Source organism: Zobellia galactanivorans (assembly GCF_000973105.1).
In the GTDB taxonomy this organism is placed as follows: domain Bacteria; phylum Bacteroidota; class Bacteroidia; order Flavobacteriales; family Flavobacteriaceae; genus Zobellia; species Zobellia galactanivorans.
On sequence record NC_015844.1, the window covers coordinates 405,094 to 421,837 of the forward strand.

Annotated in this window: 15 protein-coding genes; 1 reads left to right on the forward strand and 14 read right to left on the reverse strand. The window is 44.4% G+C overall.

The genetic code is table 11. From position 1 onward, the window contains the following. Positions 1–109 precede the first annotated feature (109 nt). The 7 genes from ZOBGAL_RS01475 to ZOBGAL_RS01505 form a co-directional block, all read right to left on the reverse strand. Complete coding sequence (locus tag ZOBGAL_RS01475; protein WP_013991700.1) at positions 110–2,008, reverse strand: glycoside hydrolase family 97 protein; 1,899 nt, start codon at positions 2,006–2,008, stop codon at positions 110–112. 65 nt (positions 2,009–2,073) lie between these two features. Continuing rightward, positions 2,074–2,628: an RNA polymerase sigma factor gene (locus ZOBGAL_RS01480; RefSeq protein WP_013991701.1), complete on the reverse strand. Its 555-nt coding sequence runs from the start codon at positions 2,626–2,628 to the stop codon at positions 2,074–2,076. Between the two features lie 44 nt (positions 2,629–2,672). Continuing rightward, positions 2,673–4,556: a glycoside hydrolase family 97 protein gene (locus ZOBGAL_RS01485; RefSeq protein ID WP_013991702.1), complete on the reverse strand. Its 1,884-nt coding sequence runs from the start codon at positions 4,554–4,556 to the stop codon at positions 2,673–2,675. A 48-nt stretch (positions 4,557–4,604) separates the two neighbouring features. Beyond that, the gene (locus ZOBGAL_RS01490; RefSeq protein ID WP_013991703.1) at positions 4,605–5,393 is read right to left on the reverse strand and encodes an SDR family NAD(P)-dependent oxidoreductase; all 789 of its coding nucleotides are present in this window, start codon (positions 5,391–5,393) and stop codon (positions 4,605–4,607) included. 12 nt (positions 5,394–5,405) lie between these two features. After that, positions 5,406–6,293, reverse strand: a complete 888-nt coding sequence (locus tag ZOBGAL_RS01495; RefSeq protein ID WP_013991704.1) for an SMP-30/gluconolactonase/LRE family protein — start codon at positions 6,291–6,293, stop codon at positions 5,406–5,408. A gap of 18 nt (positions 6,294–6,311) precedes the next feature. Continuing rightward, a complete protein-coding gene (locus tag ZOBGAL_RS01500) occupies positions 6,312–7,472 on the reverse strand; it encodes a mandelate racemase/muconate lactonizing enzyme family protein (RefSeq protein WP_013991705.1) in 1,161 nt (386 codons plus the stop codon). A 45-nt stretch (positions 7,473–7,517) separates the two neighbouring features. Then, positions 7,518–8,213 carry an RraA family protein gene (locus ZOBGAL_RS01505; protein ID WP_013991706.1) on the reverse strand — a complete coding sequence of 232 codons (696 nt, stop codon included), beginning with the start codon at positions 8,211–8,213 and terminating at the stop codon, positions 7,518–7,520. A 140-nt stretch (positions 8,214–8,353) separates the two neighbouring features. Here ZOBGAL_RS01505 and ZOBGAL_RS01510 point away from each other — a divergent pair, with 140 nt between their 5' ends. Next, on the forward strand, positions 8,354–9,229 hold the full coding sequence (locus tag ZOBGAL_RS01510; protein ID WP_013991707.1) for an AraC family transcriptional regulator: 876 nt from the start codon (positions 8,354–8,356) through the stop codon (positions 9,227–9,229). Positions 9,230–9,296: 67 nt separating this feature from the next. Here ZOBGAL_RS01510 and ZOBGAL_RS01515 read toward each other — a convergent pair whose 3' ends face one another. The 7 genes from ZOBGAL_RS01515 to ZOBGAL_RS01545 form a co-directional block, all read right to left on the reverse strand. Further along, positions 9,297–10,232 carry an aldose 1-epimerase gene (locus ZOBGAL_RS01515; protein ID WP_013991708.1) on the reverse strand — a complete coding sequence of 312 codons (936 nt, stop codon included), beginning with the start codon at positions 10,230–10,232 and terminating at the stop codon, positions 9,297–9,299. Positions 10,233–10,388: 156 nt separating this feature from the next. Further along, on the reverse strand, positions 10,389–11,777 hold the full coding sequence (locus ZOBGAL_RS01520; protein WP_013991709.1) for a sugar porter family MFS transporter: 1,389 nt from the start codon (positions 11,775–11,777) through the stop codon (positions 10,389–10,391). A 27-nt stretch (positions 11,778–11,804) separates the two neighbouring features. Continuing rightward, on the reverse strand, positions 11,805–12,488 hold the full coding sequence (locus ZOBGAL_RS01525) for a creatininase family protein (RefSeq protein WP_013991710.1): 684 nt from the start codon (positions 12,486–12,488) through the stop codon (positions 11,805–11,807). Positions 12,489–12,726: 238 nt separating this feature from the next. After that, a complete protein-coding gene (locus tag ZOBGAL_RS01530; RefSeq protein WP_046287274.1) occupies positions 12,727–13,707 on the reverse strand; it encodes an ROK family protein in 981 nt (326 codons plus the stop codon). Positions 13,708–13,724: 17 nt separating this feature from the next. Then, positions 13,725–15,059: an FAD-dependent oxidoreductase gene (locus ZOBGAL_RS01535; RefSeq protein ID WP_013991712.1), complete on the reverse strand. Its 1,335-nt coding sequence runs from the start codon at positions 15,057–15,059 to the stop codon at positions 13,725–13,727. A 22-nt stretch (positions 15,060–15,081) separates the two neighbouring features. After that, positions 15,082–15,864: an SDR family NAD(P)-dependent oxidoreductase gene (locus tag ZOBGAL_RS01540; RefSeq protein ID WP_158499703.1), complete on the reverse strand. Its 783-nt coding sequence runs from the start codon at positions 15,862–15,864 to the stop codon at positions 15,082–15,084. Between the two features lie 68 nt (positions 15,865–15,932). Further along, complete coding sequence (locus ZOBGAL_RS01545; protein ID WP_013991714.1) at positions 15,933–16,739, reverse strand: sugar isomerase domain-containing protein; 807 nt, start codon at positions 16,737–16,739, stop codon at positions 15,933–15,935. Positions 16,740–16,744: the final 5 nt, after the last annotated feature.

A 16,744-nucleotide genomic window follows, 5' to 3' on the forward strand; every position in this document is an offset into this window, starting at 1 on the left:
TGAGCTTAAAGTAGGGGGTGGCCTGACAGCGGAACACGAAGCTCCGCTGTTTAAGTCACATCGATCAAGAGATTTTAAGATCCTTCGATCGGTCTAATAAATTCAAAAACTATTTGGCGTCAGTCTTGTAGGTAATATGAATCGCCATTCCATTATTGCCAGCTATCTTTCTTTGGATAGAGGAGGTACTGTTGACCTCCAATCGCTCTATACCTACCTTGGTTTCGGTATCGACCGAAGGGTCATCGAAATAGACCGTAGCGATATAGGCCGTATCATCGTCAAGAAAATCCAAGGGAAGGCTTACGTCTTTTGCAGACTGACCGTTTATTGTTCCTATGAACCAGTCATTCTTACTTTTTCTGGCTATAGTACCCAATTCCCCTACTTCTGAGTGAAGCACTTTGATATCGTCCCAAACGGTCGGTACGTTATCAAAAAACTCCAGTTCGGGCACTTCCTTAATAATGGATTTTGCCCCCCCTGCACCACCACTATCCAAAGTTGCGGTTTCCGGTCGGTCATACCAATACAGCCACAACAAGGGGCTATATAAGCAAACGGTTTTTGCCAATTGTGACGCATGGGAACCCATTTTTTCGGTAACCCTTGGTGCAAAATAACAGACGGTATTGTCCCCCGCCCCGGCAATCATACGGGTAAACATGGTCATTAGGGTCTGTTCGTTCGACGGACTTTCTTCATCTCCCCGAATCCCTTCCATGGTCATAAGGTTAGGATACGTTCTCGAATACCCTACCGGACGGTAGTCATCGTGAATACTCAATACCATTTCGTGATCCGCAGCCTTTCGAACGGCCTCGTGCATCCAATTGGTCCAGTATTGGTCACCGGTTCTCACGAAACCGTATTTTATACCCTTAATGCCCCAACTGCGATATAGGGGAAGAATATCATCCAGTTGTTTTTCCAATTGGTTACGGTTGACATATACCATAATATCTACACCCTGTTCTTTGCCATAGCGAATGACTTCCGGCATATCAAGCGGTCCTGTTGACCTTTCTGGATCGACGGTAACGGTCGAAGCATCTGCTTCTTTTGTAAATTCATTGCCATACCATCCGGCACTTTCTATCACATATTGGATATTGTGTTTTACCGCAAAATCGATATAGGCCTTTCCCCCTTCGGTAGTCAAGGTAAGGTCCCTGATCACCTTGCCCGGTTTCATCCAGGAGGTATCGGCAATTTTATTGGGTTCGTTCAAGTTCAAAACCAAATAATTGTTCTCTAAGATTTCTCCCGCAGTCTTACCTGCCATTACAAAACGCCATGGGGAAACAAAAGGATGGTCAAAAGTCACTTCTCCCTCAATATCGGCTTGTAGCGTATGGCTTCCATAAGAATTGAGTTTCATTCGCGAGTAGTTGATTTGTGCCGCTTCGCCAATGGCCACGTACAAGGAGTCCGATAGGTTGATCAACAGAGGACGTTCCATAGACTCCTTAATTTCGTCAACAGGAGTTTTTTCGATCACGCCTTGGGAAACTCGGGTGGTATAAGCTATAGCTCCCTGCTTTACCGAAAACTCCGTGAGTTCCTTTTCAATAGTGACCTTTTCCTTATTTTCAGGAAATTCATATCGAAGGGCGATGCCTTCATCATAGGCACGAAAGCGGAGGTTGTAAAGGGGTTCTCCAGAATCCGTCGTTATTTTGACCAAGGCTTCCGAGTACTTTTCAGGATATTCGGTTTTAGTTCCATAGGGAGGTTTCCAAATAGCATTATGCATTTTGGTTTCGACCAAAGTCGCTTTCAAGCCTTCCGTTGGCAGACCATCTATACCCAAACCTAACTTAGATGCTTCAATAATGCCAGTTCCCTTATAATCTACATGGTAAATGGCTTCGGATTTTTCATTGAGGTTGAAAACCAATGTATAGTTTCCATCAGGACTCTCTACCTTGATTTCGGAATTGGAGCACGAAATGAAGGTCAGGGTTAAAATCAATAAAAGGGGACGAAGTAGTTTTTTGGTGTTCATAGTAAGATAATATTTGTTTTGCTGTTAGATGAGTTTGGTGTTCGTAAATCAAATAGGGGTCAGGGTTAATTCACTTGGTTATTTTCAACCGCCAAATTTGATTTTATAAATTTTAATGCGAGCGTAATCTGATTCTCTACCGTCTTAGGGCTGACTTCCATGTCTTGTGCAATTTCCTTTACCGAAAGACCATCGAACCGACTCTTGGTAAAAGTTTCCCTTCTTCGTTCCGGAATTTGGGCAACAAGCCCCATGAGGTTCTCCATTAAAAAAGTATAATCGACCAGGTTCAATGTAGAGTAATCGATACTTTCCCGGTCTGCTTCGGAGTTGATATAGTTTTTCCGGGCCGTTCGTTTTATAAATGTCTTTTTAATCAGGTTGAAAGCTATGGTAAAGATGTAGGACTTAAAGGAGCATTCCGGCTTGAGGTCGGCTTTCTTTTTCCATATTTTGACAAAAACATCTTGAACCAAACCTTCCGCTTCCACGTGCGATTTTAAATATCCAAATGCAAAGTGATAGAGTCTGCCCCTATATTTTTCATATAGAGCCTCGTAAGCTTTTATATCCCCCGTTTTCAAATTCCCTACCAGAACTTCATCCTTTTCTTCCATCATATTTTATTTTTGCTTTGTACAGACACTCTTACCTATGGCCAACACTATTGCCCACTTCCTTCTAGCACAAGTGTAAAACCTCCATTTTTCTTTAAGGCCACCCTAAGGTTTCCTTTTTCCGTCAACTGCCTTTTTTCGAGTTTCAATTTGTCTTCATCAAGAACATCTTGATATACAATGACCTCTTTAGGGCCTGAAACTATTTCAGAAAGGTCTATGGAAAATTCCCGTTTCCCCACGGCGCTTATTCCGCCTACATACCAATCATCTCCCTTTCTTCGTGCCATAACACAGTACTCCCCAGGGTAGCCCGCCAACAATTTCGTTTCGTCCCAAGCCGCGGGTAAATTCTCTAGAAACTTCCTTCCCGGTGAGTCAAGATAGGCCTCAGGGATATCGCACATGCCTTGCCAACCTGATTCAAAAACTACCGAAAGTGCCAATTCATGGGCCATTGTAGTCGTTCTTAAAGGGGTTGAAAATGCCACTGGGGTATAATCCATACTCCCCAGTACGTTTCTCGTAAACGGTAAGGTAGCGTTGTGGTAGGGGGTTAATCCCTTGGCCCCATTGATACTTAGGTAGTATTCAGAACCTTTTACGGCCTCATAACTCATAATGTGGGGATAGGTACGGGCAAAACCTCTTGGCGCTTGGGCTCCGTGAAAACTTAGCATGAGCTTATATCTTGCCGCATCCTTGATGATCTCTTCCAAGATTCTTCTTGCCCTTTGTGAATAATCATTGATAAAATCGACTTTACACCCGACAATACCCAACTGATTGTACCTTCCGAAAATATCCTTTCTTTTTTCCGGGGTATCTAAATTTTTAAATTCATCCCACCCATAGCACTTCACACCTTTGGCGAGACCATAATCTACTACATCTTTTACCCAAGGGGTCGTTTTCCAGTCGTCAATGGCATGGGCCGGAGAATTGATAAGGGGAACATCGAATTCTATATAACCCCACCCCATTGTAGCCGAAAGGTCGATGTACTTTTTTAAGGTTTCCGGAGAGCTATTGGCGAGATTGTCTCCCCACCAGGGAAATGAAGTGACTCCCGCTTCGACCCATGAAATATCGGGGATAGCCGATGGTCGGGCCAAATGGTCCACCATAGAATTTTGGGCGATGGCACTAAGTTCCTTGCCCATCATCAATATGCGCCAAGGCGATTTAAAATTTGCCCCGACTACATTTTCACCTTTCTTACCTCCCGGATATATCAGGTTCAATTGATCGTTGTTGAACATGGCTCCTGCCAAGGGAAAATTGGAGACATCCGATTCGGAGGCCAGCATCCAATTCCCTGAATTTGATTCTACCAAAACAGGGAAGGACAAGGCTTTGTTCTGTACGGTTTGGGTGCCCGTTTTCTTTTCAAAAATATTCTCGTCCCCAGACTGGTAATCGATAGACCATAATGCTTTCAAGCCTTTAAAATTGAAGGCGGACATTTCTTTGGTTACGCTTGTTTCCTTTTGGTTGTCCAGTTCATATCGAAATGAAATGCCTTCGTTAAAAACCCTGAATACGACCGTAAAGGTTTTGTTCTTGGTATTTTTAAAGGTGTATCGCGATTCAGTACAGTAGTTATGCCTTTCTTTCTGTTTACCCGTTACCATCACATAGCGCTCATCAATACGCTTACGCTCATGTTGAACAAACTCTAGTTGATCGGAAAAACGATGTTCATTATCGGCCATGATAATTCCTAGGGGCGAGGCCTCCAAAACCGTATTGTCGAACAGTCGGGCGGAAAAGCGCAATGCCCCACTCCCCTCGTCAAGTTTCAAGAAAACTTCAATGTTCCCATCAGGGGAAAAAGATTTCGGTATATCCGTTTTTTTCACTGCTCCACACCCACCGATAACCAGTAGCGCAAAGAGGAAAGTGCCCATTAAAAGAAATCTAGTATTCATAACAATCGTTGTTTTTTTAATTTTATATGTGCCTTTGCCTTAAAGTGCTCAGGTATCTTGCATTAGTGCGGACCTTCCCCCGTCCATTAGGTATGTGGTTCCGTTCATGAATTTTCCGTATTCACTACATAAGAAAGCGCAAAAGGCACCGACTTCATCGGACGTTCCGATCCTTCCGCTAGGATGAAAGGCATTGGTTCTCTCGCGTTCTGCCCCTGGGTCGGGAAAAGAGTCGAACCAGGTTTGTGTTCCCGCAGTCTCTATAAATCCCGGAGCTACACCCACTGCCCTTATCTTTGGGCCCCATTCAATGGCCAAGGACTGTACCAGCCCCCTTAATGCCGTTTTGGTGGTGTTGTATGGAAAACACCCCGGTATGGTGGAAAAGGCATGGTTTGAGGTGATAATAACTATGGTTCCATTATCGCTCTTGCTCAAATGGGGTTCACATAATTGGCTTATTTTCCAATGCGATCTCAAATTCAGGTTCAGGTTTTTATCAAAATCCTCATCGCTACATTCCTTACTGCCCTGAAAGGAATTCGCCCCTGCATTGGATATCAAAAAATCGATTTTCCCAAATTTATCTACGGTACGGTCCACTAAGTTTTTTAGGTCATCATCGTTGGTGACATCGGTTTGGGTGTACAGGGTAGCCCTTCCGTACTCGGCTCCTTTGCCGTGGAAGTTTTGCACATCGGTATGGGATTCTTCCCTTCTTCCACAACCTGAGACGACACTGCCGGCCTGGGAAAATATAGCGGCTATTCCAGCCCCTATACCACTTGTCACCCCTGTGACCAGTACTACCTTATTCTTTAAGTCTATGTTCAGCATATCGATATATAATTAATTGTTAGGGCCTATTGATTCATTAAAAAAGAAGACCTCCGGACCTCCGACAGGAAGGTCTATGGCAAAAAGGCTCCCACTTAATGGGTATTCGGCCAACTGTGCTTTGGTAAGCCCTTCCCTTGCCGTCGTGATATAAAGCTTGTTCAAATCCGCTCCCCCAAAAGCACATGATGTTACATGTGGGGCCGGCACCCCTATCTTTTGGATAAGCTCCCCTGTATCAGGCTTCCATCGGGATACCGCACTTCCGCCCCACAGCGCGATCCATAACATTCCCTCATTATCAATGGTCATTCCATCGGGAAAACCAAATTCTTCAGGTATATCAATCACTTTTATCGGATTGGATATAGCTCCTGTTTCCAAATCGTAGGAATAAGCGACCACTTTTCTTGTCGGCGAGTCTATATAGTACATGGTCTTATGGTCCAAGCTCCAAGTAATACCGTTTGACACCGTAATATGGTCGGCTCTTTTTACATGGCCCATACCTGCCTCGATACTGTATAAAGCCCCTGTTGCACTTAGGCCTTGGCGACACATGCTTCCTAGCCAAAAGCGGCCCTTTGGATCACACTTGCCGTCGTTAAACCTATTATCGGGTTTGTCTTTTTCGAGTTCTAAAACGGAGGAAAAACCGCCTGTCTCGGTATCCAGTTCCACTACGCCATTTTCTAAGGCTACCAGCAATCCTCCTGAACGAATGGGCGCAATAGTGCCCACATATTCGGGAAGCTTAAAAGTCTGGTTGCTTCCGGTCTTTGGATCGGTAGCATGTATTTCCTTGCCATAGATATCCACCCAATAGACTTTATTCTCCTTGGGATGCCAAAAAACACCTTCACCCAGTGTTGCTGTAGTATTTAGAACCGTTTCGACCATATATGCTTAGTATTTTTATTAAATGTAATACCCTTCCTTGTGTTTTCGTATTCCTGGGTGTTTTTCCATTTCGCTCTCAATGAGGTCCACCCCTAATCCCGGTCTATCCGAAAGTACCAGTTTACCCTCTTGAATATTCAGGGGGTGGCTCAACACCTCATCCCTCCAAGGCACATCGTTGAAAATAAACTCTTGGCGGAAGAAATTGGGAATAGAAGCACAAACATGTGAACTCGCCAATGTAGACAAAGGTCCATTAGGGTTGTGCGGGGCCACCAAAACATTGTAGGCTTCCGCCATTGTAGCCATACGTTTCATTTCACTAGGCCCACCGCACCTCGTTATATCGGGCATGATAATATCGGCCACATAGCTCTCGAGAACATCACGTATTCCATAGCGCGTATAGTGCCTTTCCCCAACACAGATAGAAACCTTAGGGTCGATGCGCTCCCTAAAGGCCCTAAGGGTCTTCGTACTTTCCGGTCCTGCCGGCTCTTCAAACCAAGCGATATCCAAGGCGGCAAATCGTTCGGCCATGGCTACGGCCACCTTAAAATTCAACATGGCGTGCGTTTCGATCATCATGTCCATATCAGGACCGATGGCCTCACGAACGGCCTTACTGATATTAAAGGCCAGGTCTTGTTGTGTTTTGGTAAGGGAAAGCTCCGTAGCAAGGTCATCCCCGTAAAAATAATTGGTGTGAGCAAAGGGATCAAATTTCAATCCGCTAAAGCCGGCCTCCTTTACTTGTTTGGCTTGTTGCACATAATCTTCGGTATTATGCCCCCCTCCTATGAACCAATAATTGGCGTATAGGGGAATTTCAGTTCGGTACTGCCCACCTAACAGGTCGTACATAGGAACCCCTAACACCTTGGCCTTAAGGTCCAAAAGGGCCATATCAATGCCACTTATCGCACACATACTGGCGCCATAAGGTCCGACCCAATTTAAATCACGATAAAGTTTTGTCCATATAAAATCGGTACGCATAGGATCCAATCCTATAATTCGCTCCCCAAGTTCGCGGGTAGCGGCTTCTACAATCTGGCTACCGGGCCAGTTTGTTGATTCGCCAACACCGGTATGGCCAGTATCGGTATATATTTTTAACAGTGTCCAGTTATACTTTACCCCTTCTACCAGCCAAACTTTTACTTCGGTTATTTTCATTATACTATATTCGAATTATTTATTTCGTTTCTACTATTTAAAGGATTACATGATGCCATATGTATTCCAGGCATCTACGGCGCTCATCCCCTCCTGTACCGCTTTCAATACTTTTCGTTCGCCCCTTGCTTTTTCAAAGGCCCGTTCAAAAACTTCCTTTTCATGAGCTTTGGGCACGATACATACCCCATCTACATCGCCTACCACGATGTCTCCGGGTTCGATTCGTACCCCTTCAATTTCTATAGGCACCCGAAAATCGATTACCCTGCCCCTAGGCCCTTGGTCTTGCGCATAATTTCCATAGGAAAAAATAGGCATGTCGAGATCCAGCATTCCATGGGTATCCCTTGAATAGCCATTGACCACGGCACCGGCGGCACCGAGTTTTTGGGCGCGCGTCATCATAATTTCCCCAATCAAGGCATAGTGATCAGAGGCTCCCGTACATATATAGACCTCATCTTTTTTAAGGTCGTCCAAAGCTTCGAGCATTAGCCCAAAAGGTTTTTTTAGAATAGGATTGTTCGTAAAAGTCGGGGTTTCTTCAAAAGTATCGGCTTCGAGTACGGTCATGGCCCTTCCGATTAATAACATGTCAGGTTTAAGCGGCTGTATTCGAGCCGGCAAAAACTGATGGTACAGTTTCATCTTATCCATAGCATCGCCAACTACGGCCGTAAATAATTCTTTTCGCGCCGCTGCGAACAATTCTTCGTCCGTCAGATCAAGTACATTCATATACTCTTTATTTTAAAATAGGTTAGAAACTCAAAGCTAATGTACAGGAGCACTCCACACCTGCACATTATTCACATTAAAATACACTATATTTACATTTTAATAAAAAATGAAGTCAAATTCTGACAATATAAACAATTATGAAGGCCATTTCACAGAAAATCACATTATCCTCTAATAAGGCTTTTGAAATTCGAAAGGATGAATTGCCCCATTTTTACAATTCATGGCACTTTCACAGTGAAATTGAACTCACCCTAATATTAAAAAGTAAGGGAAGGCGGTTTATCGGTGATCATATTGATCAGTTCTTGCCCGGCGACTTGGTTTTAATAGGGCCTAACCTACCCCACCTTTGGCAGAACGAAGCCCCCTATTACGAGAATACTTCGGGCAACCACGTTTCGGCAATAATCATCCATTTTGAACCTGAACTCTGGGGAAGCCGGTTCTTGACCCTCGAAGGCCTAAAAGCTATAGACGACCTGCTGAAAAAGGCAAAATACGGGATTCGCATAGATGGTCCCGCCCGAATTGAAATCGGTGCCAAAATCGAGAAGTTGACCCATGTTCAAGGTTTTGAAAAGCTGATGTTGTTCTTTGAGGTGTTGAACGATATTGCAACGAATACCGACCACCAGGTCTTGGCGACTTCCGGTTTTGTCAAATCGTTCAATAAAGGAAACGACGAGAGACTGGATAAGGTATATGAGTACGTTATGGAACATTTGACCGAAAAAATAGACTTGGACAAGGCGGCAGAACTCTTGAACCTTTCCAAGAGTGCATTCTGTAGATTCTTTAAGAAGAAGACCCGAAAAACATTTTCCCAATTTGTCAAGGAAGCGAGAATCGGATATGCCTGTAAGCTTTTACAAAGCAATGACTTGTCGACCAGTCAAATCTGCTATGAATGTGGATTTGACAGTTTCACCTATTTTAGTCGCTCGTTTAAAACCATCACAGGAAAAACCCCTACCCTTTACAGAAAGCAATACAATTTTAATTCGGATTAAATCGATACACCCTTTACTTATATGGCATTGGCCATTGATTCAAAGTATGGTTTATTTTATGTCTTTCCTAAGCTTTGATAGTGATATCAAATTGTAATTCCCAGACCTCACTAGGCTCCAGATAACGGGATCCTACTTGATTGTTAAATGCGTTAGGAATACAAGTACAGGGTTCTAGGGCTATACAGTTCCGATTTGGAGGAATATATACTTGCATATACGGATATCCCTTTGTACTAATTTCTACCTCCCTGCCGTTTATTGAATTTATCAATTTTACTTTTGAGGCCTTCCCTTTTTCCAAAGCAAAACAATGATTTAGTTCAGTAGATCCAATAGGCTTCAAATCGGAAGCGATAAAGGTATCTACCAATTCACCTGTAGGGATCAAATCATGATCAATGACATAATATCCCTGTTGCTCCATTTCCAAGCTATAGACATCCGCTTTTTCAGGCGCCATAAAATAAGGGTGCCACCCATGCCCCACCGGTGCCGTATCACTACCTAAGTTTTCAATTACCGTGTAGATTGAAAGCGTATTACCGGAAAGGCGATAGGTATTGGACAACAACAGATCAAAAGGGTAGCCCCCATGGTCGTGTTGATATCGGTATTCCAATTTTACCCGACCATGACTTGCCGCTATATCGACAACCTTGAACGGGCGATTATAAATTAAACCGTGAAGGGCATTTTTATAGGGATGATCATTGAGTGGCAATGAAAATTCTTCACCGTCAAAAGTATAATTCCCTCCTTTGATCCTGTTGGGGTAAGGAAACAGCTGTGCCCCGGCATAGCTATTTACGGTAAACTCTTGAAAGTCCTTTTCATTACGCGCCCCCAAGAGTACTTCCTCGCCCTTACAGACAAAAGAATTAAGGCTCCCCCCATAATCGGGTATGACCGAAAATGAATGATCGGTTTCACTATCGATACACTCTAAAATAGTATGACCATCGATTTGGGTTCTTCTTATATCGTTTTTTCTATGCGCCACCTTGGTTCAATTATGATGTGCCCTTTTTGTATAATCTCCTCTTTTTTATGTAGGGAAACAAACGAAACCTTCAAAAATCGGTAACACTTTCCCTGTCATTTCAGTATATAGTCCTCCCCTCGAATAACTACTTATAAGGCGCTTCCCTTTATGTTCTTAAGCATCAAATATTTTTTCAATCTCTTCCAAGGATTTATTCTTTGTTTCGGGAATCCAATACTTCACAAAAAGAAAACACAAAACACAAATACCACTAAACAACCAAAAAGTACCGTACGAACCCATTGATACATTTAATATTGGGAAACTATACGTTAACAAGAAGCAGGCCACCCATAGCCCCGTGGTGGTCAATGACATAGCTGCCCCTCGTATTCGGTTCGGGAAAATCTCCGATATCAGCACCCAAAAAACCGGGGCCAACGTCAAGGCGTAAATAGCGATTGCAATGACTACCAAGACCACTAAGGCAAATCCTTTTAATGCAAAAAAGTAGAATAATCCAATACAGACATATGAAAGTCCCAGCCCAACGGATCCCAACAACCACAGATTACGTCTTCCCCATCGGTCAATTACCTGCATGGCCAAAAGGGTAAAGACCAAATTCACGACACCGGTTAGAATAATATTGAAAAGGGCATCGCTTACCCCATATCCCGCACTGGTAAAAATCTCTTCCGCATAATTAAAGATGACGTTGATTCCGCACCATTGTTGCAAAAAGGCCAATACAACCCCGGTAATCACAAGTTTTTTATTTTTCCCTTTGAACAATTGCGATAAACTCACTTTATTTTCGGCTCCTACAAGGTTATCGTTTATCTCCGATTGGGTCTGTCGCGCATAATCGTCGCCTCCTATGCTCGATAGTATTTTTAAGGAAAGTTCCTTTTGTGAATTTTTCGATAGCCATCTAGGGCTTTCAGGAATGGCAAAAATCAAGATAAAGAACAGTCCCGCAGGTACCAATTCCGCCCAAAACATCCATCGCCATCCCATCTGACCGTTCCAAGAATCCAGTATTTGAGCGTTTGAAGCATTTGCCACTACAGGTTCGGCAATTCCAAAATTAATAACCTGAGCGGCCAAAATACCGACTACAATCGCCAGTTGATTGAGAGACACCAATCTTCCCCTATAAATTGAGGGGGACACTTCCGCAATGTACATTGGCGAAATGGTAGATGCCAGTCCGATACCCAGGCCTCCTAAAATTCGAAATAGGATAAAGATATTAAAATCATCAAACCAACCTGTACCAAAAGCGGAAACCACAAACAAAAAAGCGGCCAGCCCCAATGGTTTCTTTCGACCGAAACGCTCGGTTATTTTACCTGCGAAGGCGGCCCCAACAATACATCCGATCAGGGCACTGCTCATGGCCCATCCTTGTAAGGAAGGAAGGTCGGCGATTTCAAAAAACCGTTCGTAAAATGGTTTGGCCCCACCTATAACCACCCAGTCATAACCAAAAAGAAGGCCTCCCATTGCCGAAGTAATCGATATAAAAAAGATATATCTAAAATTGAATTTGTGCTGCATGCTCTGTTTTAAAAATGTTAACTGTTTCTATTTGAAGGCTTGCCTAACTTTCTCGGTCAGTGCTTCAACCGCCTTATCGCAAATCTTGTTTCCATTTTCAATATCGGCGAGACTCGGTTTTCCGTTAATACCGCCCGAATCTGGATCCAACTCATATCGGGAAGCTATTTTATACCACGGTTTATTTACCTCAAAATCACGTACGGCTTCCATTTTTGACGGTGTACCAACGGCCATGGCTACCTCTGTTTCCCCCTTATCCGCATGGTGAATGCCCGTTATGCCACAATCGCTCCACCAGTTCCAACAGACGCCTTTAAAATCTGGATGTGCTTCCCATATTTTAAAGAAAGCCAATTCGCAGGCCGTTTTATTGGCCCCATGCCCCGTTATAAAAACGATTTTCTTAAATCCGGTTTTATAGAAACGCTGTATCAGATCTTGAACTATGGCCATAAAGGTCTCGACGGTCACCCCAAGCGTACCGGGGTAATCGCGCATTTCATCCGCAAAACCATAGTTTACGCAAGGTGCGAGAATCGCTCCCGTGTTTTCGGCGACTTTCCTGCTAAAATAATTGGCGGTATCGATATCGACACTCGTAGCCAAGTGTGGCCCATGGGCCTCCACTAAACCTAAGGGTACTATAACCGGTATAGCCCTATCTAGTTTCCCAATCTCTTCCGATGTCAATTTTAGCCACTCTTTCATTTGCTCGCTTATATAGATTACTGTTTTAAAGCCACTTTCTGTTTACTCGATAATCGAGATTAAATACTCCAAGACTTGCTTCGAAATCAAGGTGTATTCCTTTTAATACCGCTCGGGCTTGCCCCGAGATAGTTTACTATGGTTCCAAGGTTTTCCTTCTATTTGAAAAAAAGACATATATAGATTATATCCTAAAAAGAGGTCTAGCCCCTAACAGGAAGCTCATAACCCTGCCGATTTAGTCCTTTGCGGAAAGTTTTTCCCTTAGCATGGCCGCGGCGCCATAGACTCCCGCATACTCTTTTATGGTAGATATCTCAATAGGGACGCCTTGATTTTTCGGATAGCGAAATACGCGTTTATTTACTTTTTCCTGGACATCGTCTAGAAAAAGGTCCGCCGCCAAGGTAGCCCCACCGCTCAATATGATCTTTTGGGGACCGTAGGCATGGGTAGCATTAACAAGCAATACCGCCAGGTATTCCTTCCACATCTCTAATTCTCTAAGACACAATGCGTCACCATTTCTACAGGCCTCAGCTATTTCTTTAAAACCTATTTGGAAAGGGTTTTTAAAATAACTCTCGGACAAGACCGAGGGGAGGCCTCTTTGAATTGCCGTCTTCACTTGATTTACCAAGGCGGTAGCCGAGCACAAGGTTTCTCCCGTACCATAATTTCCGGTCAGGCAAAATTGCTTATTACTGGCGTCCATCACCAGATGCCCCATTTGAATACCGAAATTAAAATGCGGGTCAACCAAAATCTGTCCATTGATGATAACCCCAGAACCAATGCCGGTACCCAAGGTAATGACCACTGCCCAATCGACATCTTTGGCATTTCCGTAATATTTGGCCGCATAAGCTGCCAAACGGCCATCGTTCTCAGCAAGAACGGGGAGGTCAAAGGCCTCCCTCAGCATAGGCACTATAGGAAATCCCTCGAGTCCTTCAAACTTTCCCGGTAACAAAACTACTCCCATATGGGGGTCTACCGGACCTGTAAGTCCCAGTCCAATCCCGATACAGACACCATCTTCTTCGGATTTGGGCGAGCGATTCTTTATCAATTCCTTTACCACTTCGAGCATAGCATCGGCTCCCAAATGCGCATTGGAGTTTACTTCTTCAGAACGATATAGTTTCCCTTCCGAATCGACAATTCCCGCCTTTATTCGGGTACCGCCAACATCTATTGCTATTGTGTAGTCTTTCATTCGCATAATTTTGCTCCTTATTGGGGAGCATCTACCAAGGCGCCTTGTTTTTTCAAGATTGCCCGTAATTCATCAGTATCGATATCGATGGGAGCACATCCTTTTTGCAATGCCATTGACGAAGCCACACCTGCGGCCTCCCCCATTACCATGCATTGCCCCATAGATCGCACACTGCTTTGTGCCACATGGTTAGCCGAAAAACAGCGGCCGGCCACCAAAATATTGCTACTTTCCAAAGGAACCAAGGTACGATATGGAATTCCCACTGTTTCCCCATTGGGAATATATTGCCAGCGAACGCCCTCACCATCGTGATGGTCTTCCATTGGTGCTCCGCAGAGTCCGATTTGGTCTTTGAACTTACGGGCCCCTAAGACGTCTTCGGCTGTCAGTCTATAATGCCCGTGTACCCTGCGGGTTTCACGAACCCCTATCTGAACCCCGAAAGTGGAGAGTTCCGACTTTTCATAGCCCGGAACATATTCCTTTAAAAACCGAATATACTCCAAAGCCTGCAATCGTCCTTCCATTTCGGCATCGGACCATAATTTCGGGTCAGCGGCATTGATAACATTTCCATTGACGTCTTTTTTGTAGGACGACAAGCGGGTCATGATGGTTGCCGTCATATGATCTACCGGGGTGATATGGTCACTACCTTCTTTTCGTGGTAAGTTAAACCGCCCCGTAGCCGCAGCTTTTTCCATTAAAGTATTGATTTCCGCCTTGGATATCGTTTTTCGTTTGACCAAATCGACATTCACCATTTTAAACGTGGTAGTCAAGGTCTGTGCCGGATCGATAGCCCCCGCCAATTCGTAAGGGATGCCGGCCTGATGACAAATATCCGCATCACCGGAAGCATCGATCAGTTGTTTACATTTAATATATTGGAGTCCGCTTTTTGTAGCCACCACCAAACCGACTACCTTGTCGCCGTCGGTTACCGTATCTTGTACCCAAGCGTTCAACAGGATTTCGACCCCAGCGTTTTTGGCCAGTTGTTCCCATACCACTTTGAGATATTCGGGATGGTAGGTAACCCCGGTACCCGCCCCGAAAGAATTCGGGCGTTCCAAATAGGCATTGTAGCCCGCCAAACCTTTTACAACATCGTCGGCAATACCACCCACTACTTTTGTTGAACGGTTACCAGGGGTGTAATACCCATAAAACGTATCCAAAACGGCGGTGCTGGTGCCTCCTAAAAAGCCCAAACGTTCCAATAGTAATACTTTCACCCCTCTTCTACCTGCCGCTATGGCCGCAGGACAACCTGCCGAGCCCGAGCCTACCACAATTAGGTCGTAACTATCGGATATAGGCAATGATCTGTTGTATGTTTGCATAATTTACCTCTCTTAATTTTGATTAGGAAATACTCCAGCCTGCATCGACCTTTAGTACTTCCCCTGTAATAGATTTACTTTGATTGCTTAGCAGGAATATAGCTGAGGAAGCCACGTCTTTGGCATCCATAACCCCTCCTTCAAGGGGCTGTTTCTCTTTCATAAAGGCCGTAATGGCCTCATCTTGGGTGGCCCTGGCACTCATTCGCGTCAATGCCAGTCCGGGTGCAATCGTATTTACGCGAATCTTGTTCAGTGCATACTTTGATGCCATAGAGGTACTCATACTGATTATAGCCCCTTTAGCGGCGGCATACCCGATCGTACTGAAAAATTTCGGTTCGGGAGATAGCCCTAAAATGCTCGACATATTGAGAATACTGCCCCGCAAACCATCATTATCAGGGTCTTGATCCAACATTTGCCGTACCACTTCGCGACACATTCTATATTGGGTGGTTACATTGGTCGTCATGGTAATGTTCCATCCTTCTTCCGTACACTCGTGTACCGGACCATCACCAAAACGTCGGCCACTTATTCCCGCAACATTAAAAAGTCCGTCTATACGACCGTATTTTTCAATGCAGGCCTTTACCAAGGCGGGGGCTACCTCTGGATGGACCAAATCGCCAACGATATAATCGGCATCAAGGCCCTCTTTTCTTAGTTGATCTTGAAAGTCTTGGCAGCGCTCGGCATCACGACCAATGTAAAACACCTTTGCCCCCTGTGTAAGGGCCATCTTAATGGTTTCCGCCGCAATACCGGAAGAGCCTGTTATAATAAAAATCTTGTCTTTCATTTCTTGGATCATTGTGCCATTTATGCACAGGGCATACAGGTTTTCTGAAATGGCCGGGCCACCAGGCCTTATTGAATCGGTTGCACGCGGTTAGGGTTATGGCTGGCAAGGGCATATCGCTTTCTTTGATCATCCAGCCATTCGTCATAATTATCAGTGGTATCGGCGATATGCATGTTCCGTAACACATAGTGTTTTACCCCTCTCTTATCCAGCTCCTTAATGGTCAATTCATTTAGGCTTTGTGTTACCGAAATGGCGCCTACCGTAGACAGGGGGCATACATTATATCGACCCGTATTACCTTGGAACTCTACCGACAGGTCACCATTGGGCATCGAATTATCAATAAAATAGCCATTAGGGTTCTCTTCCAGAATATGGATCAGGTTCTTTCCCCCGCTATGGCGTGGCGGAATCTTGGCCGATTGGGTCGCGCTGGCAATACCTATAATTTTTAGACCAGGGTATTGCTTACTAAACTCGGCGGCCATGTCAACCGCGGCAGGGGTCGTGCCCGTAGCGGTAATCACTACAAGTACATCTTTAGGGCCGAAGTGGATTTCCTTTAAAAGTATCTTTCCTATGCCCTCTACTTTTTCGTAAAACTGGTCTACCCGTATACCGTTGGCCCCGGTAACGTCATTAAAAGTGGTGATGGCATCGGACAATATGGGCTTAAAGCCGGTAAGTGCCCCCATACGTATGACCGTCTCCTCTACCGATTGACGGGAGTGCCCGTTAGCATATAAATGCACCAAACCTCCACTTTCTATAGCGTCGGCGTAAAATCCGGCTACTTGTTTTAATAGTTTTTCTTGTTTTTTTAGACCTTCCTTCACTATATCTAGTTGATCTGGAAATGTTAGGCTCATAGTAT

Bases quoted from the DNA above. Each gene is read 5' to 3' on its own strand.
- ZOBGAL_RS01475 (WP_013991700.1), bottom strand. From the start codon at position 2,008: ATGAACACCAAAAAACTACTTCGTCCCCTTTTATTGATTTTAACCCTG.
- ZOBGAL_RS01480 (WP_013991701.1), bottom strand. From the start codon at position 2,628: ATGATGGAAGAAAAGGATGAAGTTCTGGTAGGGAATTTGAAAACGGGG.
- ZOBGAL_RS01485 (WP_013991702.1), bottom strand. From the start codon at position 4,556: ATGAATACTAGATTTCTTTTAATGGGCACTTTCCTCTTTGCGCTACTG.
- ZOBGAL_RS01490 (WP_013991703.1), bottom strand. From the start codon at position 5,393: ATGCTGAACATAGACTTAAAGAATAAGGTAGTACTGGTCACAGGGGTG.
- ZOBGAL_RS01495 (WP_013991704.1), bottom strand. From the start codon at position 6,293: ATGGTCGAAACGGTTCTAAATACTACAGCAACACTGGGTGAAGGTGTT.
- ZOBGAL_RS01500 (WP_013991705.1), bottom strand. From the start codon at position 7,472: ATGAAAATAACCGAAGTAAAAGTTTGGCTGGTAGAAGGGGTAAAGTAT.
- ZOBGAL_RS01505 (WP_013991706.1), bottom strand. From the start codon at position 8,213: ATGAATGTACTTGATCTGACGGACGAAGAATTGTTCGCAGCGGCGCGA.
- ZOBGAL_RS01510 (WP_013991707.1), top strand. From the start codon at position 8,354: ATGAAGGCCATTTCACAGAAAATCACATTATCCTCTAATAAGGCTTTT.
- ZOBGAL_RS01520 (WP_013991709.1), bottom strand. From the start codon at position 11,777: ATGCAGCACAAATTCAATTTTAGATATATCTTTTTTATATCGATTACT.
- ZOBGAL_RS01525 (WP_013991710.1), bottom strand. From the start codon at position 12,488: ATGAAAGAGTGGCTAAAATTGACATCGGAAGAGATTGGGAAACTAGAT.
- ZOBGAL_RS01530 (WP_046287274.1), bottom strand. From the start codon at position 13,707: ATGAAAGACTACACAATAGCAATAGATGTTGGCGGTACCCGAATAAAG.
- ZOBGAL_RS01535 (WP_013991712.1), bottom strand. From the start codon at position 15,059: ATGCAAACATACAACAGATCATTGCCTATATCCGATAGTTACGACCTA.
- ZOBGAL_RS01540 (WP_158499703.1), bottom strand. From the start codon at position 15,864: ATGAAAGACAAGATTTTTATTATAACAGGCTCTTCCGGTATTGCGGCG.
- ZOBGAL_RS01545 (WP_013991714.1), bottom strand. From the start codon at position 16,739: ATGAGCCTAACATTTCCAGATCAACTAGATATAGTGAAGGAAGGTCTA.